26 protein-coding genes are annotated in these 25,118 nt (G+C 68.2%); 24 read left to right on the top strand and 2 right to left on the bottom strand.

Translation table 11 applies throughout. The features are described from left to right. Positions 1-69 precede the first annotated feature (69 nt). Genes IT40_RS17930 through IT40_RS17905 form a run of 6 tightly spaced genes read left to right on the top strand, consistent with a single transcriptional unit; the run spans position 70 to position 5,962 of the window. Positions 70-1,050, top strand: a complete 981-nt coding sequence (locus IT40_RS17930) for an ABC transporter substrate-binding protein (protein WP_052096119.1) — start codon at positions 70-72, stop codon at positions 1,048-1,050. Between the two features lie 10 nt (positions 1,051-1,060). Beyond that, a complete protein-coding gene (locus IT40_RS17925; protein ID WP_240540609.1) occupies positions 1,061-1,858 on the top strand; it encodes an ABC transporter ATP-binding protein in 798 nt (265 codons plus the stop codon). Further along, positions 1,855-2,646: an ABC transporter permease gene (locus IT40_RS17920; RefSeq protein WP_072461304.1), complete on the top strand. Its 792-nt coding sequence runs from the start codon at positions 1,855-1,857 to the stop codon at positions 2,644-2,646. The genes IT40_RS17925 and IT40_RS17920 overlap by 4 nt, the downstream gene beginning before the upstream one ends. A 50-nt stretch (positions 2,647-2,696) precedes the next feature. After that, complete coding sequence (locus IT40_RS17915; protein ID WP_052096118.1) at positions 2,697-3,785, top strand: phosphotransferase; 1,089 nt, start codon at positions 2,697-2,699, stop codon at positions 3,783-3,785. Continuing rightward, the gene (locus tag IT40_RS17910) at positions 3,782-5,128 is read left to right on the top strand and encodes an aspartate aminotransferase family protein (protein WP_036758011.1); all 1,347 of its coding nucleotides are present in this window, start codon (positions 3,782-3,784) and stop codon (positions 5,126-5,128) included. Before IT40_RS17915 ends, IT40_RS17910 begins: the two co-directional genes overlap by 4 nt. Before the next feature lie 45 nt (positions 5,129-5,173). Next, positions 5,174-5,962 carry a shikimate dehydrogenase family protein gene (locus IT40_RS17905; protein ID WP_036758010.1) on the top strand — a complete coding sequence of 263 codons (789 nt, stop codon included), beginning with the start codon at positions 5,174-5,176 and terminating at the stop codon, positions 5,960-5,962. A gap of 54 nt (positions 5,963-6,016) precedes the next feature. Here the strand turns inward: IT40_RS17905 and IT40_RS17900 are convergent, their stop codons facing one another. Further along, on the bottom strand, positions 6,017-6,724 hold the full coding sequence (locus IT40_RS17900) for a GntR family transcriptional regulator (RefSeq protein WP_036758008.1): 708 nt from the start codon (positions 6,722-6,724) through the stop codon (positions 6,017-6,019). A gap of 183 nt (positions 6,725-6,907) precedes the next feature. Here IT40_RS17900 and IT40_RS17895 point away from each other — a divergent pair, with 183 nt between their 5' ends. From IT40_RS17895 to IT40_RS17825, 15 genes are all read left to right on the top strand, one after another. After that, positions 6,908-7,735, top strand: a complete 828-nt coding sequence (locus tag IT40_RS17895) for a substrate-binding periplasmic protein (protein ID WP_036758006.1) — start codon at positions 6,908-6,910, stop codon at positions 7,733-7,735. Between the two features lie 86 nt (positions 7,736-7,821). After that, positions 7,822-8,598, top strand: a complete 777-nt coding sequence (locus IT40_RS17890) for an amino acid ABC transporter ATP-binding protein (RefSeq protein ID WP_279432808.1) — start codon at positions 7,822-7,824, stop codon at positions 8,596-8,598. A gap of 8 nt (positions 8,599-8,606) precedes the next feature. After that, positions 8,607-9,269, top strand: coding sequence for an amino acid ABC transporter permease (locus tag IT40_RS17885; RefSeq protein WP_036758005.1), 663 nt, complete (start codon positions 8,607-8,609; stop codon positions 9,267-9,269). A gap of 12 nt (positions 9,270-9,281) precedes the next feature. Next, positions 9,282-9,953 carry an amino acid ABC transporter permease gene (locus IT40_RS17880; RefSeq protein ID WP_208021275.1) on the top strand — a complete coding sequence of 224 codons (672 nt, stop codon included), beginning with the start codon at positions 9,282-9,284 and terminating at the stop codon, positions 9,951-9,953. Positions 9,954-9,977: 24 nt separating this feature from the next. Beyond that, positions 9,978-10,856 (top strand): dihydrodipicolinate synthase family protein, encoded by an 879-nt coding sequence (locus IT40_RS17875; RefSeq protein WP_036758003.1) that lies wholly within the window; start codon positions 9,978-9,980, stop codon positions 10,854-10,856. 63 nt (positions 10,857-10,919) lie between these two features. Further along, positions 10,920-12,152, top strand: coding sequence for an NAD(P)/FAD-dependent oxidoreductase (locus tag IT40_RS17870; RefSeq protein ID WP_036758002.1), 1,233 nt, complete (start codon positions 10,920-10,922; stop codon positions 12,150-12,152). A 12-nt stretch (positions 12,153-12,164) separates the two neighbouring features. Continuing rightward, the gene (locus IT40_RS17865; RefSeq protein WP_036758000.1) at positions 12,165-12,863 is read left to right on the top strand and encodes an SDR family oxidoreductase; all 699 of its coding nucleotides are present in this window, start codon (positions 12,165-12,167) and stop codon (positions 12,861-12,863) included. An 8-nt stretch (positions 12,864-12,871) separates the two neighbouring features. Next, on the top strand, positions 12,872-14,341 hold the full coding sequence (locus tag IT40_RS17860; RefSeq protein WP_036757998.1) for an aldehyde dehydrogenase family protein: 1,470 nt from the start codon (positions 12,872-12,874) through the stop codon (positions 14,339-14,341). After that, positions 14,326-15,369, top strand: a complete 1,044-nt coding sequence (locus tag IT40_RS17855) for a proline racemase family protein (RefSeq protein ID WP_243700124.1) — start codon at positions 14,326-14,328, stop codon at positions 15,367-15,369. Before IT40_RS17860 ends, IT40_RS17855 begins: the two co-directional genes overlap by 16 nt. Further along, entirely contained in the window at positions 15,366-16,118 is a 753-nt protein-coding gene (locus IT40_RS17850; protein ID WP_036757994.1) for an SDR family NAD(P)-dependent oxidoreductase, read from the top strand. Before IT40_RS17855 ends, IT40_RS17850 begins: the two co-directional genes overlap by 4 nt. 4 nt (positions 16,119-16,122) lie before the next feature. After that, positions 16,123-16,863, top strand: coding sequence for an SDR family NAD(P)-dependent oxidoreductase (locus IT40_RS17845; RefSeq protein WP_036757992.1), 741 nt, complete (start codon positions 16,123-16,125; stop codon positions 16,861-16,863). A 187-nt stretch (positions 16,864-17,050) separates the two neighbouring features. Next, entirely contained in the window at positions 17,051-17,956 is a 906-nt protein-coding gene (gene osmF / locus IT40_RS17840; RefSeq protein WP_036757990.1) for a glycine betaine ABC transporter substrate-binding protein OsmF, read from the top strand. A gap of 2 nt (positions 17,957-17,958) precedes the next feature. Continuing rightward, positions 17,959-19,110, top strand: a complete 1,152-nt coding sequence (locus IT40_RS17835; RefSeq protein WP_036757988.1) for an ABC transporter permease — start codon at positions 17,959-17,961, stop codon at positions 19,108-19,110. Beyond that, entirely contained in the window at positions 19,107-20,051 is a 945-nt protein-coding gene (locus IT40_RS17830) for an ABC transporter ATP-binding protein (protein ID WP_036757985.1), read from the top strand. The genes IT40_RS17835 and IT40_RS17830 overlap by 4 nt, the downstream gene beginning before the upstream one ends. Further along, on the top strand, positions 20,048-20,797 hold the full coding sequence (locus tag IT40_RS17825; protein WP_036757983.1) for an ABC transporter permease: 750 nt from the start codon (positions 20,048-20,050) through the stop codon (positions 20,795-20,797). Before IT40_RS17830 ends, IT40_RS17825 begins: the two co-directional genes overlap by 4 nt. Here the strand turns inward: IT40_RS17825 and IT40_RS17820 are convergent. After that, positions 20,781-21,263 (bottom strand): pyridoxamine 5'-phosphate oxidase family protein, encoded by a 483-nt coding sequence (locus IT40_RS17820; protein ID WP_036758047.1) that lies wholly within the window; start codon positions 21,261-21,263, stop codon positions 20,781-20,783. The genes IT40_RS17825 and IT40_RS17820 overlap by 17 nt on opposite strands. A gap of 509 nt (positions 21,264-21,772) precedes the next feature. On the opposite strand from IT40_RS17820, the gene IT40_RS26880 reads away from it, so the two are divergent. Genes IT40_RS26880 through IT40_RS26875 form a run of 3 tightly spaced genes read left to right on the top strand, consistent with a single transcriptional unit; the run spans position 21,773 to position 24,976 of the window. Next, entirely contained in the window at positions 21,773-23,680 is a 1,908-nt protein-coding gene (locus IT40_RS26880) for a phage tail sheath C-terminal domain-containing protein (RefSeq protein WP_052096117.1), read from the top strand. 29 nt (positions 23,681-23,709) lie between these two features. Next, positions 23,710-24,210 carry a phage tail protein gene (locus IT40_RS17810; RefSeq protein ID WP_036757981.1) on the top strand — a complete coding sequence of 167 codons (501 nt, stop codon included), beginning with the start codon at positions 23,710-23,712 and terminating at the stop codon, positions 24,208-24,210. Positions 24,211-24,259: 49 nt separating this feature from the next. Then, positions 24,260-24,976 carry a hypothetical protein gene (locus tag IT40_RS26875; protein WP_052096116.1) on the top strand — a complete coding sequence of 239 codons (717 nt, stop codon included), beginning with the start codon at positions 24,260-24,262 and terminating at the stop codon, positions 24,974-24,976. Positions 24,977-25,118 lie beyond the last annotated feature (142 nt).

Below are 25,118 nucleotides of genomic sequence, written 5' to 3'. Positions count from 1 at the left end.
TATTAATCATCTTGGAAACAAGAACACCCGCGGGCGATTCGCCGCAGGCCGCACAACAGGAGAGGACGAATGAGAAAGATGCAGATCTTGCCGCCAGCCGCCGCCGCTGCGCTGCTGATCCTGGCCGGGCCCGGCCTGGCGCAGGACAAACTGACGGTGCGGCTGGACTTCTCGCCATGGGGCAGCCATGCCGCCATGCACCTGGCCCAGCAGCAGGGCTGGTTCAAGGAAGCCGGGCTGGATGTGGACGTGCAGGACGGGCGCGGCTCGGGCAATACCTTGCAGCTGGTCAACGCCGGCCAGGTCGATGTCGGCCAGATCCAGCTGGGCCTGGTCCCGGCGGCGCGCCAGGGCGGCGCCAAGGTCAAGGGCATCGCCGGCTGGGACCGCCGCACCGATCTTTGCGTGCTGGTCGACAAGGATGCGCCGGTCGAGCAGATCGCGGATCTCAAGGGCAAGAAGATCGTCGTCTTCGCCGCCAGCCCCTGGGCGCCCTATATCGACACCTTCCTGGCCGCCGGCGGGCTGGATCGCAACAACACCCCCATCGAGTTCGTCGATGCCTCGGCCCTGTGGGGCACCTATACCTCGGGGCGGGCGGACGGGATGATGTCCACCGTCGCCTCGGCCCTGCCGTTGGCCGAGGCGCAGCGGCCGTCGAAATGCCTGACCTCGGATTCGGCCGACCTGTTCTTTCCCAGCTACGGCCTGGTCGCCTCGGACGACACGATCGCCAACCGGGCGGAGGCGCTGGAGAAGCTGGTCGCGGTCCAGCAGCGCGCCTGGGCGGAAATCGCCAAAAATCCCGACCTGGGCGTCGAGGCGATGCAGGCCCAGCGTCCCGATGCCATGCTGAACCCGGACGTGCTGCGCGAACAGATCCGCCTGACCGTGGAATATTTCGACACGCCCGCGACCCAGGGCAAGCCGCTGGGCTGGCAGGCGGACGAGGATTGGGAAGCCGCGCTGAAGGGCATGGAGCGTGCCGGCGTGGTCAATCCCGGCTGGCAGGTCGCCGACTATTTCACCAACGACCTGATCCCGGAATGAGGCGGTGGGCATGAACATGATGACCGGCACCACCCCCGACACCTATCTGCGCATCAAGGGGGCGGGCAAGACCTACCCCTCGCAGCACGGGCCCGTCGTCGCGCTCAGCGACATCAACCTGGACGTGCGTCCGGGCGAGTTCCTCAGCATCGTCGGGCCCAGCGGCTGCGGCAAGAGCACGCTGCTGAAATGCCTTGCCGGGCTGGAAGACATCACCTCGGGCGGCATCACCGTTTCCGGCAAGCCGCTGGCCGGGCCGCCGGACCGCATGGGCGTGGTGTTCCAGCGCGACGTCCTGCTGGACTGGCGCACCATCCTGGACAACGTGCTGTTGCAGGCCGAATTCCTAGGCCACCCGCGCGAGCAATACCGCGACCGCGCCTTGCAACTGCTGGAGCGTTTCGGGCTCAAGGGCTATGAAAAGCGCCATCCCTGGGAGCTGTCGGGCGGCATGCGGCAGCGCGCCTCGATCTGCCGGGCGCTGCTGTGCGATCCCGACCTGCTGCTGATGGACGAGCCTTTCGGCGCGCTGGACGCGATGACCCGCGACGACCTGAACGTCGAGCTGGCCCGCATGTGGCAAGAGACCAGCAAGACGGTGATCTTCATCACCCATTCGATCTCCGAGGCGGTCTTCCTGGCCGACCGCGTGGTGATGATGTCGCGCGGGCCGGGCCGCATCGTCGATGTCTTCGACGTGGACCTGCCCCGGCCGCGCCCGCTGTCGGTGCGCGAATCCGATGCCTTCGGCGTCTATGCCCAGCGTATCCGCCATCATTTCGCCGAATTGGGAGTGCTCAAGGAATGAAAGACAGCCTCATCGCGAAAATCATGCGGGACAATCGCTCGCTCGACATCGTCCTGGTGCTGCTGGGAACGATCCTGCTGTGGGAACTGGGGGTGCGGCTGTTCAATCCGCCGGCCATCATCCTGCCCGCGCCCTCGGCGATCTGGGCGGCCTTCATGCAAAGCCCCTGGGTGTTCATCCGCAACATGCTTTATACGCTGATGACCACGGGCCTGGCCTTCGTCATCTCGGTGGTGCTGGGCGTGATCATGGCCGTCGGCATCGTGCAGTCGAAATTCCTCGAGCGCACGGTCTACACCCTGCTCATCGCCATCAACTCGGTGCCCAAGGTGGCGCTGGCGCCGCTGTTCGTGATCTGGCTGGGCACCGGCGTATCCTCGCAACTGGCGGTGGCGGTGATGCTGGCGATCTTTCCCATCGTCATCAACACCGTCCTGGGCCTGCGCTCGGTCGATCCCGACATGCTGAACCTCGCCAAGGCGACGCGGGCCTCGAAATTCGACATCATCTACAAGATCCGGGTGCCGAACGCCCTGCCCTCGCTGTTCTCGGGCATGAAAGTGGGCATCTCCTTCGCGCTGGTCGGCGCCATCGTCGGAGAGTTCGTCGCCGGCGGCCGCGGCCTGGGCTTCCTGGTGCTGACCGCGCAGGGCCAGTTCGACACCACGCGCGTCTTCGTCTCGCTGGTGCTCTTGGGAGTAATGGGGACGATCCTGTTCTATGCCGTCGACGTGATGGAGCGGATCGCCCTGCCCTGGCACAGCTCGCAGCGCCAGCCCAATGCCTGAGCCAGGGGGCCGTCCAGCCCCCTTTTCCCAGCCGATCCGAAAGACATCCCATGTCCTCAACCAATCTGCTATGCGCCGGCGGCCTTGCCACGCCGTTCCACTCGATCCCCGCCGACGAGGCGCTGGCGGTGCTGGAGACGCATTACGGCCTGACCGGCACCCTGCAACGCCTGGACACCGAAAAGGACGACACCTTCCGGCTGGCCACGCCCAGGGGGGAACGCTTCATCGCCAAGTTCTCGAACCCCGACGAGGATCCGGCCGAGCTGTCGCTGCAAGCCGACCTGCTGGACCATCTGGCGCGCGTCGATCCCGGCCTGCCGGTGCCGCGCGTGGTGCGCAGCCGCGACGGCCTGGGCTTCTTCACCGTCACGGACAGCCACGGCCAGCCGCGCATGGTGCGGATGCTGACCTATCTGGAGGGCACGCCGCTGGACCGGATCGATCCCACCCCGGAGGAGCGCTTTCGGCTGGGTGCCACGCTTGCCCGGCTGCGGTTGGCCATGGCCGGATTTTCGCATCCGCACGAGGCGCGTGAGATCGCATGGGATGTCCAGCACCTGCCGAAGCTCGCCTTCCTGCTGGACGGCGTGACCGATCCCGACCACCGCGCCATGCTGACCGAGGGGATGGCGCGCTTTCGCCAGATCGAAGGCAAGCTGCGGACCTGCCGGCGCCAGGTGCTGCACAACGATTTCAATCGCTCGAACGTCGTCGCTGATCGCGGAAAACCGGATTTCGTCACCGGGGTGATCGATTTCGGCGATGCGCTGCGGACCTATATCGCCATCGACCTCTCGACCGCGCTGCTGGCCTATCTCGAACCCGAGGGCGGGCCGGCGATGTTCGACCGCGGCCGCGACCTGCTGGCCGGCTATCTCTCGGTCGCCGACCTGACCCCGGACGAGCTGGAAGTCCTGCCGCATCTGGTCATGGCCCGCGTCATCGCCCGCGCGCTGATCACGACATGGCGGGCCCGGCAGTTCCCGGATAATGAGCCCTATATCATGCGAAACACCCATCAGGGCTGGCAGCAGCTTCGGCAGTTCCTCAGCCTGCCGCCGGACCAGATCAGCCGGACATTCGCCCCAGGCGCCGCAAGCCAGGCGGCCCGCAAGACAGAGGAAGCACGGATATGAATGCGCAGGACAAGCCCCGGATCAACGTGGGCATGGTGAACGGCTTCGACCCGGACGACATGGACAGGCTCGATCCGGCGATGCAGGATCTGATCCGCCGGCGCCGCAGCCTGCTTGGGCCGGCCTATCGCCTGATGTATGCCGATCCGGTGCAGATCAGCCGCGCCCTGGGCACGAAGATGTGGGACCGCGACGGCAAGGAATATCTGGACGCCTACAACAACGTCGTCTCGGTCGGCCATTGCAACCCGCACGTGGTCGAGGCGGTGCATCGGCAGATGCAGACGCTCTGCACCCATACCCGCTACGTGCAGGACGGCATCCTGGAATTCGCCGAGCAGATCGTGCCGACCCTTGGCGCACCGATCGAACATGTCATGTTCACCTGCACCGGCTCCGAGGCGAACGACCTGGCGCTGCGCATCGCCATGCACCAGACCGGGCGCAAGGGCATCGTCATCACCTCGGAAGCCTATACCGGCAACTCGCACCTGACGGCGGGCCTGTCGCCTTCGCTGGGCAGGAAAAGCCCGCTGGGGCAATGGGTGCGCCGCATTCCCGCGCCCGATTCCTATCGCATGGAGCCCTCCGAGATCGGCGCCTTCCTGGCCCGCCAGGTCCGGCACGAGATCGACGAGCTGGAACGTCGCGGCGAAGGCATCGCCGCCTTCATCGCGGATTCGCTGTTCTCCTCGGACGGGATCTATGCCCATCCGACCGACATCCTCCAGCAGATCGCCGAGGTCGTCCATGCCGCCGGCGGCGTCGTGATCGCCGACGAGGTGCAGGCGGGCTTCGGCCGCTCGGGCGACCGGCTCTGGGGGTTCCAGCGCCACGGCCAGCACCCCGACATCGTCACCATGGGCAAGCCGATGGGCAACGGCTTCCCGGTCGCGGCAGTCGCCGTGCGCAGCGAGGTGGTCGAGCGTTTCGGCAGCGAGATGCGCTATTTCAACACCTTCGGCGGCAATACCGTGGCCATTGCCGCGGCGCAGGCGACCTTCGACGTGATCCGCGACGACAGATTGCAGGAAAACGCCGCCCGCATCGGCGCGATGATCCAGGACGGCTTGCGCGAGATCGCCCAAGAGGACGGGCGCATCGGCGACGTGCGCGGCGCGGGCCTTTATATCGGGGTCGAATTCGTCAAGGACCGGGACGGCAAGGAACCGGATTCGGCCACGGCCCTGGCCGTGGTCGACGGCCTGCGGCAGCGGCGGGTGCTGATCTCGGCCACCGGCCATCACGCCAATACGCTGAAGATCCGTCCGCCGCTGGTATTCTCGGAAAGCGACGTGGACCGGCTGCTGACCGAGACGCGCAACACGCTGGCCGCGATCTGACGAAGCGCCGCAGGCAGCAGGGACGAGCCCAAGGGAACAGGACAGATGATCACCGGCAACACCCGGATCTTCTTCATGCTTGCAGACCCGATCCACCATGTCCGCACCCCCGAAGTCCTGAACCCCTTGTTCAGGGCGCGGGGCATCGACGCGGTCATGGTGCCGGTCCACTATGCGCCTGCGGATTTCGCCGCCGCCTGGCAGGCGATGAAGCGGATGCGCAACCTGGGCGGCATGGTGGTCAGCGTGCCGCTGAAGGAACAGGCGCTTGAACTGGCCGATCGCGTCGGCGCCGAGGCGCAGGAGCTGGGGGCCGCGAATACCGTCCGCCGCGAAGCAGACGGCACCATGGTGGCCGAGAATTTCGACGGCCGCGGCTTCCTGCAGGGGTTGCTGGGCGGCGGCGCCGATGCCCAGGGGCGCGAGGCATTGCTTCTGGGCGCCGGCGGCGCCGGGCGGGCCATCGCCTTCGGCCTTGCCCGCAGCGGCGTGGCCTCGTTGCGCGTGCATGACCCCGACGCGGCCCGCGCGCAATCGCTGGCCGACAGGATCGCCGCCGGCTATCCGCAGCTGCGCGTCAGCGCAGGGCCGAACGACCTGGACGGGGTCGACCTGCTGGTCAATGCCTCGCCCTGCGGGCTGCACCCGGAAACCGACCCGGCGCCGGTCGACCTGTCCCGGTTGCGCCCCGAGATCCTGGTCGCCGACATCATCATGAAGCCGCGCGAAACCCCGCTGCTGCGCGCCGCGCAGGACAAGGGCTGCCAGGTCCGCCATGGCGCGCCGATGCTCGACTGCCAGCTTGAGCTGATGCTGGAGTTCTTCGGGCTCTGAGCCGGCCTCTGCGGCATCAAAGCCCCCCGCCAGGCGTCACCCCCGGCCGGACGGCTATTTCCCGACGAAGGAGAAGTTCTGCGAATAGTTTTCCTTCATGAACTCGATGAAGTTGTCGCGGAATTGCCGGGTATGGGCATGGGCCAGCGCATCCGCCCGCTCGACATCCCGCGCCCGGATCGCCTCCAGCATCTCGCTATGCTCGTCCGTCAGCAGGTAGCTGTCGTTGCTGCGCTCGATATAGTCGAAATGCAGGTGCAGCATGCGGCGGCCCTGGTTCAGCAGCCGCTCGTAGAAGGCGGCCAGATAGGGGTTCCGGCCGGCGCTGGCGATGGCCATGTGGAACTGCTTGTTCGCCTCGGACATCAGCAGGTGGTTGCCGTTCTTGACCGCCGCCTCGAATTCGGCCTGGCGCGCGGCAATGGCCTTCAGGTCGGCCTCGCTGCGCAGCTCGGCGGCCAGGCGCGTGTTCATGCGCTGCGCCACGTCCAGCGCCTCGACATATTTCGGAAAGCTCAGCACGTCGATCGGCGCCACGATGGTCGAGCGGTTCGACAGCGTCACCACCAGGTCGTCGCCCGACAGCCGGATCAGCGCCTCGCGGATGGGCGAGCGGGACATGCCGAATCGCTCGGCCAAGGTCGTCTCGTCCAGAAGCGCCCCCGGCTCCAGGACCAGGGACAGGATTTCGTCGTGCAAGGTCTGGTAGACAAAGCGCCAGCCCGTCCCCTTGGCATGCCTGATCTCAGCTTCGTCGGCCAAACGCGTTCTCCTGCCGGTGTTTTCTGCACCCGATGATAGGGCCAGGCGAAAGCCGATGTCGACACAAAGTTTTTGTTGACGTGTCGTCATTGTGTCGCCATGCTGGATTCATGTCGGCACAATGTTGACAAAAAGAATGCCGCAGAGACGACAAGCCAAAGACCAACACACCGGGAGACTGACATGCTGATGAAGAAAATCTCGAAACCTGCGACAATCATGGCCCTGGCCGTCGCGCTCTCGGCGGGCGCCGCCCCTGCCCAGGAGGCGGGCGGCTATTGGCAGAAGGTTCAAAGTGCCGGCAAGCTGCGTTGCGGCGCCGCCGTCGCCCCGCCCTATGTGATGCGCGACCCGGCGACGGGCGAATATTCCGGCTTCTACGCCGATCTCTGCCGAGAATTCGCCGCCGTGCTGGAGGTGCAGCCGGAATTCGTCGACACCACCTGGGACAATATCGTGGCCGGGCTTCAGGCCGGGAAATGGGACATGTCGCTGGCGCTGAACCGCACGCCGGTGCGCGCCATGGCGGTGCAGTTCTCGATCCCGGCGATGGAATACCAGATCTCGCTCGTCTACAATAAGGACAACCCCAAGATCCCCGCGAACCCGGTTTCGGTCGCCGATGTCGACGTGGCCGGCGTCACCATGGCGGTCATGTCCGGCACCGCCCAGGACAAGGCGATCTCGGCGGCGGTCAAGAACGCGACGATCCTGCGCCTACCCTCGGCCGACGAGACGCGCCTGGCCGTGCAGTCGCGCCGCGCCGACATCATCGTGGACGCCTCGGACACCAACCTGCTGTTCACGCAGGCGAACCCGGACTGGGCGGTTGCCCTGAACCCCGAACCGGCGCTGGCCAAGCAGGGCGTGTCCTTCGGCCTGCCGCTGAACCTGCGCGCCTCGGACGTGGCCGTCGTGGACATCTTCCTGGAGGAAAGGGTCGCCACCGGCGCCGTCGATGCGCTGATCTCGAAGGCGGCCGACGAGGTCCTGGCCGCGGCCGGGAACTAAGACCTGCCCCACACGACAAGAACTGCTCAACGAACCGGCGCGGGAGGCGGCGGTTCGCGGAAAAGCCATATTCGGGAGTAAGGCTTATGGCGGATATGCGGGACGGGTCTGCGCTGGTCGAGATCCGCGACCTTCACAAGAGCTATGGTCCGAACATCCAGGTTCTCAAGGGCCTGAACATCCAGATGATGCCGGGCGAGCGGGTGGTGGTGATCGGCCCCTCGGGCGGCGGCAAGTCGACCCTGCTGCGCGTGGTCATGGGGCTGGAGCAGATCCAGGGCGGCTCGGTCCGCTTCGGCGGCAAGCCCTATATCTCGGCCAAGGGCGACAAGACCGTCATCGACACCGAGCTGCGCAAGCAGATCGGCATGGTCTTCCAGCACTACACCCTGTTCCCGCACCTCAGCATCATGGAGAACCTGATCCTTGCCCCGCGCAAGGTCCACGGTGAAAGCCGCGCCTCGGCCCGCGAACGCGGCCAGAAGATCCTGGAACGCTTCGGCCTGGGCGCCAAGGCCGACGCCTATCCCAGCCAGCTGTCCGGCGGCCAGAAGCAGCGCGTCGCCATCGCCCGCGCGCTGATGCTGGACCCCAAGCTGATGCTGTTCGACGAAGTGACCTCGGCGCTCGACCCGGAACTGGTGGCCGAGGTCGAGGCGGTGATCCTGCAACTCGCGGAAAGCGGCATGCCGATGATGATGGTCACGCATGACATGTGGTTCGCCAGGAACGTCGCCAGCCGGGTGATCTTCTGCGCCGGCGGCGTGGTGGTCGAGGACGGCCCGCCCGAACAGGTGCTGGGCGACCCGCGCGAAGAGCGCACCCGCGAGTTCATCAACCGCGTCTTCCACATCAAGGCCTGAGGCGCGCCATGGATTACACACTCGACTTGGGGGCGGTGACCCGGAACATGGGCCCGCTCATGGACGGGCTTTGGGTGACGCTGCAACTGACGCTGGCCGCCAACGCCATCGGCGTCATCGCCGGTTTCGCGCTGGCCCTACTGACCACCAGCAAGCTTGCCGTCCTGCGGCTTCCCGCGATGCTGTTCGTGGAGTTCTTCCGCTGCACCCCGGCCATCGTCCAGATCGTCTGGTTCTTCTATTGCGTGCCGATGATCTTCAACGTGTTCTGGGGCCCGGTCTTCATGGGCATCGTCGCCCTGGGCCTGAACCTGACCGCCTTCAATGCCGAAGCCTATCGCGCCTCGATCCAGGCGGTCCCGCGCGAGCATCTGGATGCCGGCATCGCGCTTGGCCTGTCGCCGACGCAGCGGGTGCTGAACATCGTGCTGCCGCAGGCCCTGCGCAATTCGGTGCCGGTGCTGCTGACCAACGGCATCGGCATCTTCCAGCAAAGCGCGCTGGTCGCCATCGTCGGCGTCGCCGACCTGATGTATCAGGGCAAGACGCTGGCCACGGCCACCTATCGCCCGATCGAGACCTTCACGGTCGTCGCCCTGATCTATCTCGCCATCTCCTACCCGGTGGGCCAGTTCGTGAACTGGCTCGAGCGCCGGCAGAGCTATTCCTAAGGGGGACGGGTCATGGGTATGACACTGGATTTCTCGATCCTGCTGCTCTTTACCGACGCGCTGGCGCTGGGGCTGTGGACGACGCTCAGGCTGACCTTGCTGTGCATCGTCCTGGGCACCACGCTGGGCTTCGTCATCGGGTTGCTGCGCAGCAGCGGCAATGCCGTCGTCCGCGGCCTGCTGGGCCTTTATGTCGAACTGTTCCGCGGCACGCCGGTGCTGATCCAGCTGTTCTGGATCTTCTTCTGCCTGCCGCTGATCCTGGGGGTCGAGTTCTCGAACTTCGTCTCGGCCACCATCGCGCTGACGCTCTACATGGGCGCGATCACCTCCGAGACCTTCCGCGCCTCGCTGCGTTCGGTGGGGCGCGAGCAGATGGATGCCTGCGTGGCACTTGGCCTGCCGCGCCGGGCGCAGATCGTGAACGTGATCCTGCCGCAGGCGGTGCTGCGCGCCGTGCCGACGCTGCTGTCGAACGCCGTCTCGCTGTTCAAGGAAAGCGCGCTGGTCTCGGCAGTGGGCATGGCCGACCTGATGTTCATCGGCCAGAACATCTCGAACAACACCGCCCGGCCGGTCGAGGTGCTGACCGTGGTCGCCGCCATCTACTTCGTCATCGCCTTCCCCCTGACGCGAGCCGTCACCGTGGTCGAGCAGAAGCTGCTTCGCAAATTCTCTGCATAATTATCTGGAAAGAAAGGAAACGCCATGAAACTGCAAGGTGTCATGCCCGCGCTGGTCACGCCCTTCGATGCGGCCGGCAAGATCGACTTCGCCGCTTTCGAGAAGCTGCTGACCAACCTGCGCGAAGCCGGCGTCTCGGGCTGGGTGCCCTGCGGCTCGTCGGGCGAATACAACTTCATGTCGGATGAGGAACGCGACAGCGTGCTGCAATTCGTGCGTGATTTCGCCAAGCCGGGCGAGATCCTGATCGCCGGCACCAACGCCCCCTCGACCGCCGGCGTCATCGCCAATACGCTGCGCGCCAAGGAAATGGGCTATGATGCCGTGCTGCTGGCAACGCCCTTCTACACCAAGCCGACCCAGGCCGAACTGATCCGGCATTTCCAGGCGGTGCTGGACGCCACCGACATGCCCATCGTGCTTTACAGCTATCCCGACAAGGACGGCATCGAGCTGGGCTGGGAGGTGCTGGACGCGCTGGCCGACGATCCGCGCGTCATCGGCATCAAGGAAAGCTCGGGCTCGCTGCAGCGCGCCATCGGCATCGCCACCCGCTACAGGGACCGCATCCAGCTGGTCTCGGGCTCGGACGACATCGCGCTGGACTTCATGCTCTGGGGCGCCGACGCCTGGATCTGTGGCCCGGCCAACTGCATGGCCAGGGCGGTCTGCGACCTGGACCGCAGCTATCGCTCGGGCGATCTCGACAAGGCGCGCGAACAGATGGCGACGCTTTATACTGCCATGAACATCCTGGAATCGGGCAAGTTCGTGCAGAAGCTGAAATACGGCTGCGAGATCCAGGGGATGCCGGTCGGCGAATGCCGCGCGCCGCTGGGTCCGCTGACCGACCAGGAAAAGGCCGATTTCCGCGCCGCGATGGAGCCGATCCTGAACTGGTAAGCCAACCTGGCCGGGCGACGAGCACCGCCCGGCCGCCACGAGATCAAGGGAGAGGGAAACAGCATGACCACCGTGGTTGTCGGCGCCGGCATCATCGGGACCAGCCTGGCCTATGAGCTGCAAAAGCGCGGCCGGCAGGTCGTCCTGCTGGACAAGGGCGAGGTCGGGCGCGGCGCCTCCTATGGCAACATGGCCTCGATCGCGGTGACGGAATTCATGCCCGCGTCGCGCCCCTCGGTCTGGCGGCAGATCCCCGGCTGGATGCTGGACCCCGAAGGTCCGGTCCGCATCCGCCCCTCCTACATGCCCAGGCTGGTGCCCTGGTTCGCCCGCTTCGTCGCCGCCTCGCGCCCCTCGAAGCTGCGCGCCCTTGAGGCGCAGGGCGCGGCGCTGTGCTTGCGCGTCTATGACGACCTCTTGCCGCTTTTGCACGAGACCGGGCTGACCGGCGAGCTGACCGAGGAAGGCTGCCTGTCGCTTTACAGCGACGAGGCCGAATTCCGCGCCGACCGCGAGCATATCGAGATCCTCGAACGCTTCGGCTTTCCGCACCAACGCCTGACCGGCGCCGAGGCGCGCGAACTGGAGCCGGAACTGTCGGACAGCATCGGCATCGCCGTGCTGTTTCCGCAGAACCGCAGCCTGCGCGACCCGTATCGGCTGGTCGTGGCCCTTGCCGACCGCTTCGCCGCCCTGGGCGGCCGCATCGAGCGGGGCGAGGTCGCGGGCTTCGACCGCAGCGACCGCGTCACCGCGGTGCGGCTGGCGGACGGCCGCACCATCCCTGCCGCCGAGGTGGCGATCTGCGCCGGCGCCCATAGCGCGCGGCTGTCGAAACTGCTGGGCGAGCCAATGCCGCTGGAGACCGAGCGCGGCTATCACACCCAGATCATGGCGCCCGGCATCGCCATGCGGCATTCGATCATCTGGCCCGCCCGCGCCTTCATGGCCACGCCCACCGCGGGCGGCATCCGCGTCGGCGGCACGGTCGAGATGGCGGGGCTGGACGCAGCCCCCGACTATCGGCGCAGCAAGATCACCGTGAAACGCGCGCGCGAGGCGCTGCCGAACCTGGCTTGCGAGGATTTCACCGAATGGATGGGCCACCGGCCTGCCTTCCCCGATACCGTGCCGGTCATGTCGGCCTCGGCCAGGGTGCCGGGCGTGTTCTACGCCACCGGCCACGGCCACCTGGGCGTGACCTATGCCGCGACCAATGCAAGGCTGATGGGCGACCTGATCACCGGGGCGCCCCCGCCCATCGACATGCGCCCCTATCGCATCGACCGTTTCTGAAAGGGAGTCCCCATGACCCAGAAGGTTTGTCTGATCACCGGCGGCGGCCGCGGCATGGGTGCCGCGGTGGCGCGCGAGATGCATGGGCGCGGCTACCGGCTGGCGCTGATGTCGCCCTCGGACAGCTGCGAGACGCTGGCGGCGGAACTGGGCGGCGTGGCCCGGCGCGGGGTCGCGCAAAGCGCCGACGACCTCAAGGGCATCGTCGATCTGGCGATGTCCAGCTATGGCCGCATCGACGCGGTTCTGAACCACACCGGCCATCCGCCGAAAGGCGAGCTGCTTGAGATCACGGATGAAAACTGGGATCTCGCCAACGACATGATCGTGAAGTCGGTCGTCCGCATGGCGCGGCTGGTGACGCCGATCATGCAGGCGCAGGGCGGCGGCGCGATCGTCAACATCACCACCTATGCGGCCTTCGAGCCCTCGCTATGGTTCCCGGCCTCCTGCGTCTATCGCGCCGGGGTGTCGTCCTTCACCAAGCTTTATTCCGACCGCTACGGCCCGGACAACATCCGCATGAACTGCCTGCTGCCCGGCTTCACCGACAGCCTGGACGTCGGGAAATTCGGCGATCTGACGGCGCTCAAGCGCATCGGCAAGGTCGAGGAACAGGCCAAGGCCGCCGCTTTCCTGTTGACCGACGATTCAAGCTACATCACCGGCCAAAGCCTTCGGGTCGATGGCGGTCTGACCCGGCACATGTGAGGAACAAGATGCAGACCAGACTTTATATCAACGGCGAATGGGTGGCCCCGGCCGAGGGCGGGACGCTGCCGGTCATCGACCCGGCGACCGAGGAAGTGTTCCACCACATTCCCGCCGCCACCGCCCCCGATGCCGAGGCCGCCGTCGCCGCCGCGCGCGAGGCTTTCGACAACGGCCCCTGGCCGCGCATGACCGGCGCCGAGCGCGCGAAATACCTGCGCGCCATCGCCCAGGGCATCCGCGACCGGCTGCCGGAACTGGCGCGGATCGAGACGCGCGACAACGGCAAGCCGCTGCCCGAATCCGAATGGGATCTGTCGGACGCGGCCGGCTGCTTCGACTTCTACGCCGATCTGGCCGAGGAACTGGACGGCGAGGTCGAGGAGATCGCGCTGGCCGACGACCGTTTCACCGCAAAGGCGGTGCGCGAGCCGCTGGGCGTCGCGGTCGCCATCGTGCCCTGGAACTATCCGCTGCTCATGGCCTCGTGGAAGGTCGCCCCGGCGCTGGCGGCAGGCTGCACCATGATCCTGAAGCCGGCCGAGACCACCTCGCTGACCGCGCTGGAACTGGGTGCCATCGCCGAGGCCGCGGGCCTGCCCAAGGGGGTGCTGAACATCCTGTCCGGCAAGGGCTCGGTCGTCGGCCAGGCGCTGGTCGAGCATCCGCAGGTCGACAAGGTGGCCTTCACCGGCTCGGGCCCGGTCGGCTCGCGGATCATGGCGACGGGCGCCCGCGACATCAAGCGCATCAGCCTGGAGCTGGGCGGCAAGTCGCCCTTTGTCGTCTTCGCCGACAGCGAGATCGAAAAGGCGGTCGAATGGATCATGTTCGGCATCTTCTGGAACCAGGGCCAGGTCTGCTCGGCCACCTCGCGCGTGCTGGTCGAGGCGCCGCTTTATCCCCGCCTGCTGGAGCGGCTGGTCGAGGAAGCGCAGACGATCAGGATCGGCAACGGCCTGGACGAGGGCACGCTGCTCGGCCCGCTGGTCAACAAGAGCCAGTATGAGGACGTCCTGCGCCATATCGACCGCGCCGTCGAACAAGGCGCCACCGTCGCCTGTGGCGGCCGGCATGACGGCTTCGACAGGGGTTTCTGGGTCGCGCCCACCGTGCTGACCGACACGGCGCCGGACAGCGACGCCTGGGTCGAGGAGATCTTCGGCCCCGTGGTCTGCATCCGCCCCTTCGACACCGAGGACGAGGCGATCCGGCTGGCCAACGACTCGCGCTTCGGCCTGGCCGCCGCGGTGATGTCCGCCGACGAGACGCGCTGCGAGCGCGTCGCCCGCGCCTTCCGCGCCGGCATCGTCTGGATCAACTGCAGCCAGCCCACCTTCACCGAGGCGCCCTGGGGCGGCTACAAGCAATCCGGCATCGGCCGCGAACTGGGCCGCTGGGGCCTGGATAACTATCTGGAAACCAAGCAGATTACCAGCTTTGTCAGCAAGGAACCCTGGGGGTGGTATCTGAAATGAGCTTCGAGAAATCCCTCGACATCCTGCTGGTGCATTGCCAGGGCGAAAGCGGCAACGTGCTGGTCGGCGGCGCGCCCGAGATTCCGGGCGCCACCATCCTCGACAAGATGAACCACCTCAACCAGGTGGACCCTTCGCTGCGGCTGTTCCTGACGCGCGAGCCCCGCGCGCAGGTGGTCCATACCACCAACCTGCTGCTGGCGCCGACGCGACCCGATGCCGATGCGGGTTTCATCGTGCTGCAACCGGATCGCGCCCATCCCATGTCGGGCTCGAACTGCATCTGCGTGGTGACGGCGCTGCTGGAAACCGGGCGGGTGAAGATGGTCGAGCCGGAAACCGTGGTGCGGCTCGACACCGCCGCCGGGCTGATCCTGGCCCGCGCGCGATGCGAGAACGGGCGCTGCCTGTCGGTCAGCCTCGACAACGTGCCGGCCTTCGTGCAGCAGCTCGACGCCCCGGTCTCGACCCCGCAATGGGGCACGATCCGGGCCGACATCGCCTTTGGCGGCGTCTTTTATGCCCAGATCGACGTGGACCAGGTCGGCCTGCGCATCGTCCCCGAGGCGGCCCGCGCCCTGGCCGAGGCCGGGACCGAGATCAAGGCGCTCTTGGCCGAGCAGGTCGCGGTCCAGCACCCCGAGATCCCCAGCCTGGACGAGATCGCCTATGTGATGTTTCGCGACTACCGGCCGGACGGCTCGGTCGTCACCTGCACCACGCTGAAGCCGGGACGGGTGGACCGCTCGCCTTGCGGCACCGGCTCGTCGGCCAATCTGGCGGTGCTGCATGCGCGCGGGCTGGCCAGGACCGGCGACAGGCGGCTGTCGCGCAGCATCATCGGCGGCACCTTCACCGCCGAGATCCTGGGCGAGACCACCGTCGGCGACCGCCCCGCCATCCTGCCCCGCATCACCGGGCAGGGCTATGTCTTCGGCCGCCAGCAATTGCGGCTGGACCCGCAGGATCCCTTTGCCCAGGGCTTTGCGCTGTCGGACACCTGGGGCCCGCAGGTGGGTGAGCTATGACGCTTTCCGGGCAATCCATCCTCGTCACCGGCGCGACCGGCGCCATAGGCCGGGCGATCTGCCATGCGCTGGTCACCGAAGGCGCGCGGGTCGTCATCCATTACGGCCGCAACCGCGACGCGGCGCAGGCGCTGCTGGCCGCGCTGGACGGGCGGGGCTGGTGCCTACCGGCCGACCTGTCCGACCCCACCGCGCCGCAGGCGCTTTGGGATCGGTCCGTGGCAGCGGGGGGCCGGCTGACCGGGCTGGTCAACAATGCCGGCATCCGTTCCGAGGTCGCGGTCGATGCGCCGATGGACGAATGGCAGCAGGTCTGGGCGCGCGAGATGCGGGTGAACTTCCTGTCGGCCGTGGACCTGTCGAAGCTGGCGATCCGGCACTTTCGCGACAATGGCGGCGGGCGCATCCTCAACATGGCCAGCCGCGCCGGCCAGCGCGGCTATGCCTCGAATGCCATGGCCTATGGCGCCTCCAAGGCCGCTTTGATCAACCTGACCAAATCCATCGCGCAAAGCCATGGCCACGAAGGCGTGACCGCGGTCGCGCTGGCGCCGGGCTGGGTGCGCACCGACATGGCCGAGGCCTATGTCGCCCGGCACGGCGAGGCAGCGGCGCTGGCCGGCATCCCCATCGGCCGGATGGCCGCGCCCGAGGAGATCGGCGAACTCGTAGCCTTTGCCTTCCGTCCCTCGCAGGCATCGCTGAACGGCGCGGTGCTGGATATAAACGGCGGCAGCTATCTAAGGTAAAACCATGCGTTTCAAGGACAAAACCGTCATCGTCACCGGCGCTGCGGGCGGCATCGGCTCGGCCATCGCAGGGCGCTTCGCCGCCGAGGGCGCCCGCGTCGTCATCACCGACGTGAACGCCGAAGGGGCCGAGGCGACCGCCGCCGCCATCCCCGGCAGCCGGGCCTTGGCCAGCGACATCTCGCAGCCCGAGGGTTGCCGGGCGATCATCGAAAACGTCATCGCCACCGAAGGCGCCATCGACGTGCTGTGCAACAATGCCGGCATCAACCGGCGCGGCAACCTGCTGGCGCTGACGCCCGAGGACTGGCGGCTGTCCTTCGCCATCAACGTCGATGCGATGTTCCACCTGTGCCAGGCCGCCCTGCCGCATATGATCGCGGCCGGCGGCGGCGCCATCGTCAACACCGCCTCGCAATGGGGGCTGCACCCGGCGCCGAACCACATCGCCTATAACGTGACCAAGGCGGCGGTGGCGAGCTTTACCCAGAACCTCGCCCGCGACTACGCCCCCGACAAGATCCGCGTGAACGCCGTCTGCCCCGGCGAGATCCACACGCCCATGCTCGAGGCGGGGGTCAGGCGCGCGGGCCGCACCATCGCCGACCTGGACCGGCTGGTGCCCTTCGGCCGCATCGGCAAGCCCGAGGAAGTGGCCGCGCTGGTCGCCTTCCTGGCCTCGGACGAGGCGGCGTTCATGTGCGGCTCGCTGGTCGAGATCACCGGCGCGCAGGCCGTGGCCTGACGGCCGCCAGGGGCAAGGCCCCTTGCAGCAGGCGGGCGGCATTCGCGGCAAACCCGCAGCGCGCACGGAACTGGAACCAAGGCTTGCGGGTTTCCCGTCCTGGCAGCGGGGAAACCGAACAAGCCGACCGGGCCGATGCGGGCCGGCATCCATGCACCGGCTGCGCGCTCACTGCAAAGGAAACGACATGCTGAAACCTGTCTCGCTGGCAATCATCGCCCTTGCCGCCGGTCTTGGCACCGCCCATGCGCAAGTCGTCGTGTCGTCCAAGATCGACACCGAAGGCGGGGTGCTGGGCCAGATCATCCTGCAGCTGCTGGACCACGCCGGCATCCCGACCCGCGACCGCATCCAGCTGGGCGGCACCCCCATCCTGCGCGAGGCGATCCTGGCCGGCGAGATCGATATCTATCCCGAATATACCGGCAACGCCGCCTTCTTCTTCAATCGCGCCGACGAGCCGATCTGGCAGGATGCCGCCGCCGGCTACCAGGCGGCCAGGCAGCTGGACGAAGAAGCCAACGACATCGTCTGGCTGGCCCCCGCGCCCGCCAACAACACCTGGGGCGTCGCCCTGCGCTCGGAGGTGGCCGAGCAGGCGGGGGTCAGCACCTTCTCGCAATTCGGGGAATGGGTGTCGGGCGGCGGCGAGGTCAAGCTGGTCGCCTCGGCCGAATTCGTCAACTCGGCCCCGGCGCTGCCCGCCTTCCAGCGGGCCTATGGCTTTACGCTGGATCAGGACCAGCTGCTGGTGCTGTCGGGCGGCGATACCGCCGCCACGATCCAGGCGGCGGCGAACGGGACCAGCGGGGCCAATGCAGCCATGGTCTATGGCACGGACGGCGCCCTTGCCTTTTCCGGGCTGACGGTGCTTGAGGACGACAAGAACGTCCAGCCGGTCTACCAGCCCGCGCCCATCGTCCGCGCCGAGATCCTGGCCGAATATCCGCAGATCACCGAGCTTCTGGAACCGGCCTTCGCCGGGCTGGACCTGGAGGTTCTGCAAAGGCTGAACGGCCAGGTCCAGGTCGAGGGCCTGCCCGCCGCCGAGGTGGCGCAGGCCTACCTGACCGAGGCCGGGCTGCTCGACTGAGGATGCCCAGGCCGCGCATCGACCGGCTGTCGGCCGTCCTGGCGCTGCCGCTGCTGGCGGCGCCGGCGCTTTCGGCATTCGGCCTGCGGCCCAACCGGATCGCGCAGCCCCAGGCCCTTGGCTGGGCCGAGGCGTTCGGGGCGCCCACGGCCGCCGCGCTTGCCGCCGGCACCCTGCTGCTCGTGGTCGCGCTGCTGCTGCTGCGCCGGCCGGGACTGCGGATGCTGCTTCTGGCCGCGGCGCTGGCCGGGCTGATCCTTATGCTGGGACGGGGCGCTGCCATCCTGCTGGAACAGGCGGCCCCTGCGGCGCGGGTCTCGCCCGGCCTGGGCTTCTGGCTGGCCGCCGGGGTGCTGGTGCTGCTGCTGGTGGACGCCTTTGCGCGCATGCAGCCCGGCCCCGCGCCCCGCGCCGCGCTGCTGGCCGCCACCCTGGCGGCGGTGGCGGCGCTTCTGGGCTCCGGGGTGCTGGCCGATCTTTCGGTCGCGGCCGAGTTCCGGCTGCGCGCCGCCGCCTTCCACAAGGCCACGGCGGATCACCTGGTCCTGGCCTTCGGCTCGTTCCTGGCCGCGCTGGCCGTGGGCCTGCCGGCAGGGCTGGCCATCCAGCGCCATAGGGCCCTGCGCGCCCCGGTGCTGAACCTGCTGACGCTGATCCAGACCATCCCCTCGATCGCGCTGTTCGGGATGCTGATCGTGCCGCTGGCCTGGATCGCCGCCCATGTCCCCGCCGCGGCCGAGGCCGGGATCAGGGGCATCGGCATGGCGCCGGCGCTGGTGGCGCTGTTTCTCTATTCGCTGCTGCCCATCGTCGCCAATACCGTGGCCGGGGTCGATGCCGTGCCGCCGGCGGTGGCCGAGGCCGCGGCCGGCATGGGCATGACCGGCGCCCAGCGGCTGCGGATGGTCGAGCTGCCGCTGGCCCTGCCCGTCATCCTTGCCGCCGCGCGGATCGTGCTGGTGCAGAATATCGGGCTGGCCACGGTGGGGGCGCTGATCGGCTCGGGCGGGTATGGAACCTTCATCTTCCAGGGCATCGGCCAGACGGCGACCGACCTGATCCTGCTGGGCGTGCTTCCGACGGTGGCGCTGGCTTTCCTGACCTCGGCGGTGCTGGACCTGGTGATCGCCTCCTTCAGGATGCAGCCGCCATGATCGAGATCGAGGCCCTGACCAAGACCTACGGCGGCAGGCCGGTGGTGGACGGCGTCACCGCCCGCTTTGCGCGCGGCACGCTGACCGCCATCGTCGGCAGCTCGGGCTCGGGCAAGACGACGCTGCTGCGGATGATCAACCGCCTGGTCGAGCCAAGCGCGGGCCGGGTCTTGATCGACGGCAAGGACGTCGCCCGCATCCCCGAGGTGTCGCTGCGCCAGGGCATCGGCTACGTCATCCAGGGCTACGGGCTGTTCCCGCACTGGACCGCGGCGCGCAATATCGGCGTCGTCCCCACCCTGCTGGGATGGCCCAGGTCGCGGATCAAGGCCCGCACCCAGGAATTGCTGCACATGCTGCAACTGGACCCGGCCGAGATCGGCCCCCGCTATCCGCATCAGCTGTCCGGCGGGCAGGCGCAGCGGATCGGCGTCGCACGCGCGCTGGCCGCCCGGCCCGAGGTGCTGCTGATGGACGAGCCCTTCGGCGCGCTGGACCCGCTGATCCGCCGGCAGGCGCAGCGCGACCTGACGCGGATCCGCCGCCAGCTGGGCACCACCGTCGTGCTGGTCACGCATGACATGAACGAGGCGCTGTATCTGGGCGACGCCATCGCCGTGATGCGCGACGGACGCTTCGAGCAGTTCGGCCCGCCCGAGGACATCGTCCGCGCCCCTGCCACCCCCTTCGTGGCCGACCTGGTGGGCGAGACGGGCCGCGCGCTGCGCCTGCTGGCGCTGAAGCCGGTCGGCACGCTCCTGCGCGCGGGCCAGGCCCAGGGCGATCCGGTCGATGCCGCCGCCTCGCTTTCGGACGCCCTGGCCGAGATGATCTGGACCGGCCGCGACCGGCTGCCGGTGGTGGACGGCCGGGGGCAGGGGCTGGGCATCGTCACGCGCGACGACATCCTGGCCGCGGGCCGACAGGCCCCGCCGGCATGACCGCGCTGCGCTGGATCGTTCTGGTCGGCATGACGGGCGCGCTGGTCCTGTTCCCCGCCCTGTTCGAGCCCGTCCTGCGCCCCTTTGCGCCCGCCGGCGGGCCGGTCATCTATGACCGCGCTACGCTGGCCGGACTGACCGCATCGCATCTGATGCTGGTGATGCTGGCGATGGTGCCCTCGACCCTCATCGCGCTGGCGCTGGCCATCCTCGTCACCCGCCCCGCCGGGGCCGAGTTCCTGCCTACCGCCCGGATGCTGGCCAATATCGGCCAGACCTTCCCGCCGGTCGCCGTGCTGGCGCTGTCGGTGCCGCTCTTGGGCTTTGGCACCCGGCCGACCGTCCTTGCCCTGTTTCTCTATGGCCTGCTGCCGATCTTCGAGAACGCGCTGGCGGGGCTGCGGGGGGTGCCCGGCTCGGTCCTGCTGTCCGCCAGGGCCGTCGGCATGACCCCGCGCCAGATGCTGGTGCAGGTCGAGATGCCGCTGGCCCTGCCGCTGATCCTGGAGGGCATCCGCATCTCGGTCGTCATCGCGCTGTCCACGGCGACCATCGGCTCGACCGTGGCCGCGCGCAGCCTGGGCGAGGTGATCATCGCCGGGCTGACCTCGAACAACCCGGCCTTCGTCATCCAGGGCGGGGTGCTGACCGGCTGCATCGCCGTGCTGGTCTATGATGTCTTCGGCCTGCTGATCCTTGCGGCAAGGCGGCCCGCGGCCACGGCAAGGATCAGAAGCCGAGGCTGAAATGCTCTCCCATGTCCGGCTTGTCGCCGGTGATCTTGGCCTTGGCCATCTGGTAGAGAAAGGACAGGCTGCCCCCCGTCACCCAGACCTCGGCATCGGCAAGGTCGAAGCGCAGAAGCTGGACATCCTCGTCCTGCTTGCCGTCCTCGAACCAGCTCGAAGCCACGGCGTTCCACAGCTCGTCAAGCTTGGCGCGGTCGTCGGACAGGGACAGCGCGCCGTGGATGCGGGCGAAGAGCCCCTTCCCCTCGTCGGCGACCACATGCACCGCATCCTTGCCGCCGGCGGCAAGGATGCGGGCCAGGTCGGTTCCCTTGGCGGTGATGAACCACAGCCTGCCGGCTTCCGCGTCGGCATAATGCGACATGGGCACGAGCCGCGCGTCCTCGGTCAGGCCCAGCATGCCGGAGTTGATGCCCCCGAGCCGGCTCCAGAATTTCTCCACGTGATCGTCATGGTCGGTCATGCTCGCCTCCTGTTGATCCCGGACAACGAAGGGCATCGGGAAATGTTCCTGCCTGGATGCGTGCCGCCCCTTCTGCGCGCACCGGCGGGATTGGCGGATCGCGATGGCGATCGGCCCCTTTTGCCCCTGCCAACCTCCCAGTCAACCTCCCAGTCAATCCCACGCCGGGGCTTGACAGAATCGGGCCGTGAGCTATCGTAATCGTGATAATGGACGGGGAACGACACCCTCTGCCATTGGGGCCGTCATTCTGGGGCCCTTGCCCCGAAAACGACAGGATATGAAGTGCTTCGGCCGCTCCGGGACACCGGAAGACCGCCGATCACGCTTCCGCGCAAGCGCCGGCCGGAAGGACTGCTTTTCAGGCGCCCGACCCCTGGGTCGGAAAGCAAGGCCGGACAATCGAATTTCTCTGGGTCGGGAACGGCGCGGACAGGTGGAGAGACCGTCTCCGCTTCTGAATATTCTGTCCCCGGACCGCTGCCGACAAGCAGCAAGGATCATGCATCATGACTACGCCTCTCACGCCGGGGGTCTATGTTCGCGAGGCGCCCGGCGGCGCGCGCGCGATCGAGGCCGCGCCGACCGCCGTCACCATCCTTGTCGGCGAAACCGAACGCGGCCCGACCGGCCCGACGCCGATCTCGTCCGAGATCCAGTTCCAGCGCATCTTCGGCGGCTATTTCCGCAACGAAGGCGACGCGGGCACGGCGCGGCTGTTGCTGCCCTATGCGATCAAGGGCTTTTTCGAGAACGGCGGTCCCCGCGCCTATGTCCTGCGCCTGGCCGCCGGCATCGGCAATGCGCCGGCGACCGTGGCCAGCCTGCCCGTCGATGCCGAACGCGCGATCACCGTCAGCGATGCGGGCGGGGCGACGGCGCGGATCGTGCAGGCGCGCGCGCCCGCCGCGGATGAGCAGATCCAGGTCGTCATCGCCAATGCGGCCGACGGGGATGCGGCGCATTTCAACCTGACGGTCCGCGTCTCGACCAACAACGGCGCGAGTTTCGCCAACCGCGCGCCCAACCCGACGCTGACCAACCTGACGACCGCCGACGGCGACCCCAACAACGTCATCACCCGACTGGCCGCGGACCCCGACATCCGCTGGGCCGGCCCGGCCATCCGGCCCGTCAACATGCCCGCCGGCCCCGAGGGCATCCTGCTGGGCGCGGGCGGCACGACGGCCGGCTCGATCCTGCGGGCGCGGGGCGCGGGGGCCTGGGGCAACGCGCTGCGCGTGGCCATCGCCGACAGCACCGATGCCGACCCCGCCCGCTTCAACCTCGTCGTCTTCTACCGCCCCGTCGGAGAGGCGAACTTTGCCGAGGTCGAGCGGTTCGAGGGCTTGTCCCCCGATCCGGCGGACGAGAAATACATGCTGGACCAGCTTGCCCGCTCGGCCTACCTGGCCTGGGCCGATGTCGAGCCGCCCATCGCCTTCCGCCCGCGCAACCAGGGGGCGCTGACCGGGGCCACGCCGGGCACGGCGCTGGCCGGGGGCACCGGCGGCAACGCCACCTTCCCCGCGGCCGGCTACGGCGCGGCGCTGACCGCGCTGGACGGGATCGACGATGCGGCGCTGATCGTCTGCGCCTCGGACGGGCTGCTGAGCGCGACGACCAATGCGCAGCATGCCGGCTTCGTCAACGCCGTGCTGGCCTATGTCGAGGCGCGCCCGCAGCGCGACCTGTTCCTGGTGGCCGATGCGCCGCGCTCGACCGCGGCCGAGGATCCCGTGGGCAATGCGGTGGACCAGGCGCGCAACGGCATCACCGGCTCGGATTTCCGCGCGCTCTACTGGCCGCGGATCGTGGTTCCCGATCCCGCGGGCCTTGGCCGCGATCCGGTGCGGGCGATCCCGGCGGCCGGCCATGTCGCCGGGCTTTACGGGCGCACCGACGGGCGGCGCGGCGTCTGGAAGGTGGCGGCGGGGCTGGAAGCCGCGCTGTCGGGCACGGTGGGCCTGGATTTCCAGGTGCTGGACCGCGACCAGGACCGCATGAACCCGCACGGGCTGAATGCGCTGCGCACGGTGCCGGGCGCGGGCCGCGTGGTCTGGGGCGCGCGCACCGGGCGGCCGACCACCGAATGGCGCTATATCAACGTCCGCCGCACCGCGATGTTCCTGCGCAGGTCGATCTTCAACGGCATCCAATGGGCCGTGTTCGAAGGCAATGACGAACGGCTCTGGGCCGCGCTGCGCGCCACCATCGGCGCCTTCATGGAGGCCCAGTTCCGCAACGGCGCCTTTGCCGGGGCGACCAGCCGCGAGGCGTATTTCGTCAAATGCGACAGCGACACCACCACGCCGGACGACCAGGCGGCGGGGGTGGTGAATGTCCAGGTCGGCTTCGCGCCGCTGCGCCCGGCCGAATTCGTCATCGTAACACTCAGCCAGATGACCCGCCGCTAGGCGCGGGCTGATCGAAAAGGAGGCAGCCCATGCCGATGTTCAACGTGAACGCCCATCGCATCGACCCCTACAAGAACTTCCGCTTCCGGGTGACATGGGACGGGCGGGTCGTCGCCGCCCTGTCCAAGATGTCGGCGATCAAGAAGACGACCGAGGCGATCGAATGGCGCGTCGCCGCCGATGCCGGCATCGTGCGCAAGATGCCCGGCCGCACCAAGTTCGAGCCGGTGACATTCGAATCCGGCCTGACCCATGACCGGCAGTTCCTGGAATGGGCCAACCAGGTCAACAACCCGCAGGGCGAGGCGGCCAACAGCCTGGTCAACTATCGCAAATCCGTCCGGGTCGAGGTGCTGAACATGCAGGGCGCCCCGGTCATGGCCTTCAACCTGATGCGGGCCTGGGCCAGCGAATTCCAGGCCCTGCCGGAAATGGACGCCAACGCCAACGCCGTCGCCATCCAGACGCTGAAGGTCGAATACGAGAACTTCGTCCTCGACGAGGCCGTGACCGAGCCTGCCGAAACCTGACCGGCCACCGGATCGCCGGAAGACTGGACCGCCGGGAAAGGAGCAAGCCGTGCGCGCTTTGACGGGACAGGATGAAATCGCCTTCCACGCCCCCGCGGACGGGCCCCACGGGCGGCTGGCCGCGCTGGCCGCCGCGGTCGGGGGCCGCGGGATCGAGGCGCTGTCCGCCCTGACCCTGCCCGATTGGGAAGAGGCGCTGCTGGCCCTGCGCCGCGCCCTGATCGGGCCGCACATCGAATCCGAGACCGATTGCACCGGCTGCGGCGCCGGCAATGCGCTGGCCTTTTCCCTGGACGACCTGCCCCGCGAACCCGCGGCGCCGCTGCCGCTGGACGGCGTGCCGCTGAGGCTCCTGCGGCTTGGCGATCTCATCGCGCTGGAACGGCGGGGGCTTCGCGGAGAGGCGGCGCTGGCCGCGCTGCTTTCGCTGGCGGCGGGGATGGAGCCCGCCCAGGCCGAGGCGCGGCTGGCCGGTCCCGACCGCGAAACCGTCATCGCCGCGCTGGAAAGCGCGGTCGCCGGGCTGGGGCTGGAAATCGGCACCGCCTGCACGGATTGCGGCGCGGCGTTGGTCCTGCCGCTGGATGTGGCCGAGTTCCTCGACACCGAGCTGCGCAGCCGCGCGGCAACGCTGCTGGACGAGATCCACCTGATCGCGATGAGCTATCACTGGTCCGAGACCGAGATCCTCGCCCTGCCCGTTTCGCGCCGGCAGGACTATCTGCGCCGCATCCTTGCCGCGCGGACGCTGGCGGAGGAGCCGTGATGCGCGCGCCCAGGCTGACATCGCTGGTCGGTCCTCTCGCCGGTGCGGGCGATCCCCAGCCCCGGCTGCGCCCCGCAACCGGACCGCAACCGGCGCCCGAATCCGCGGGGATCCCCGTGATGGAGCAGGCCGCGCTCCAGCC

Origin of the sequence: Paracoccus versutus (genome assembly GCF_000763885.1) — a bacterium.
Classification (GTDB): domain Bacteria; phylum Pseudomonadota; class Alphaproteobacteria; order Rhodobacterales; family Rhodobacteraceae; genus Paracoccus; species Paracoccus versutus.
This window is presented reverse-complemented; position numbering and strand designations above follow the sequence as displayed.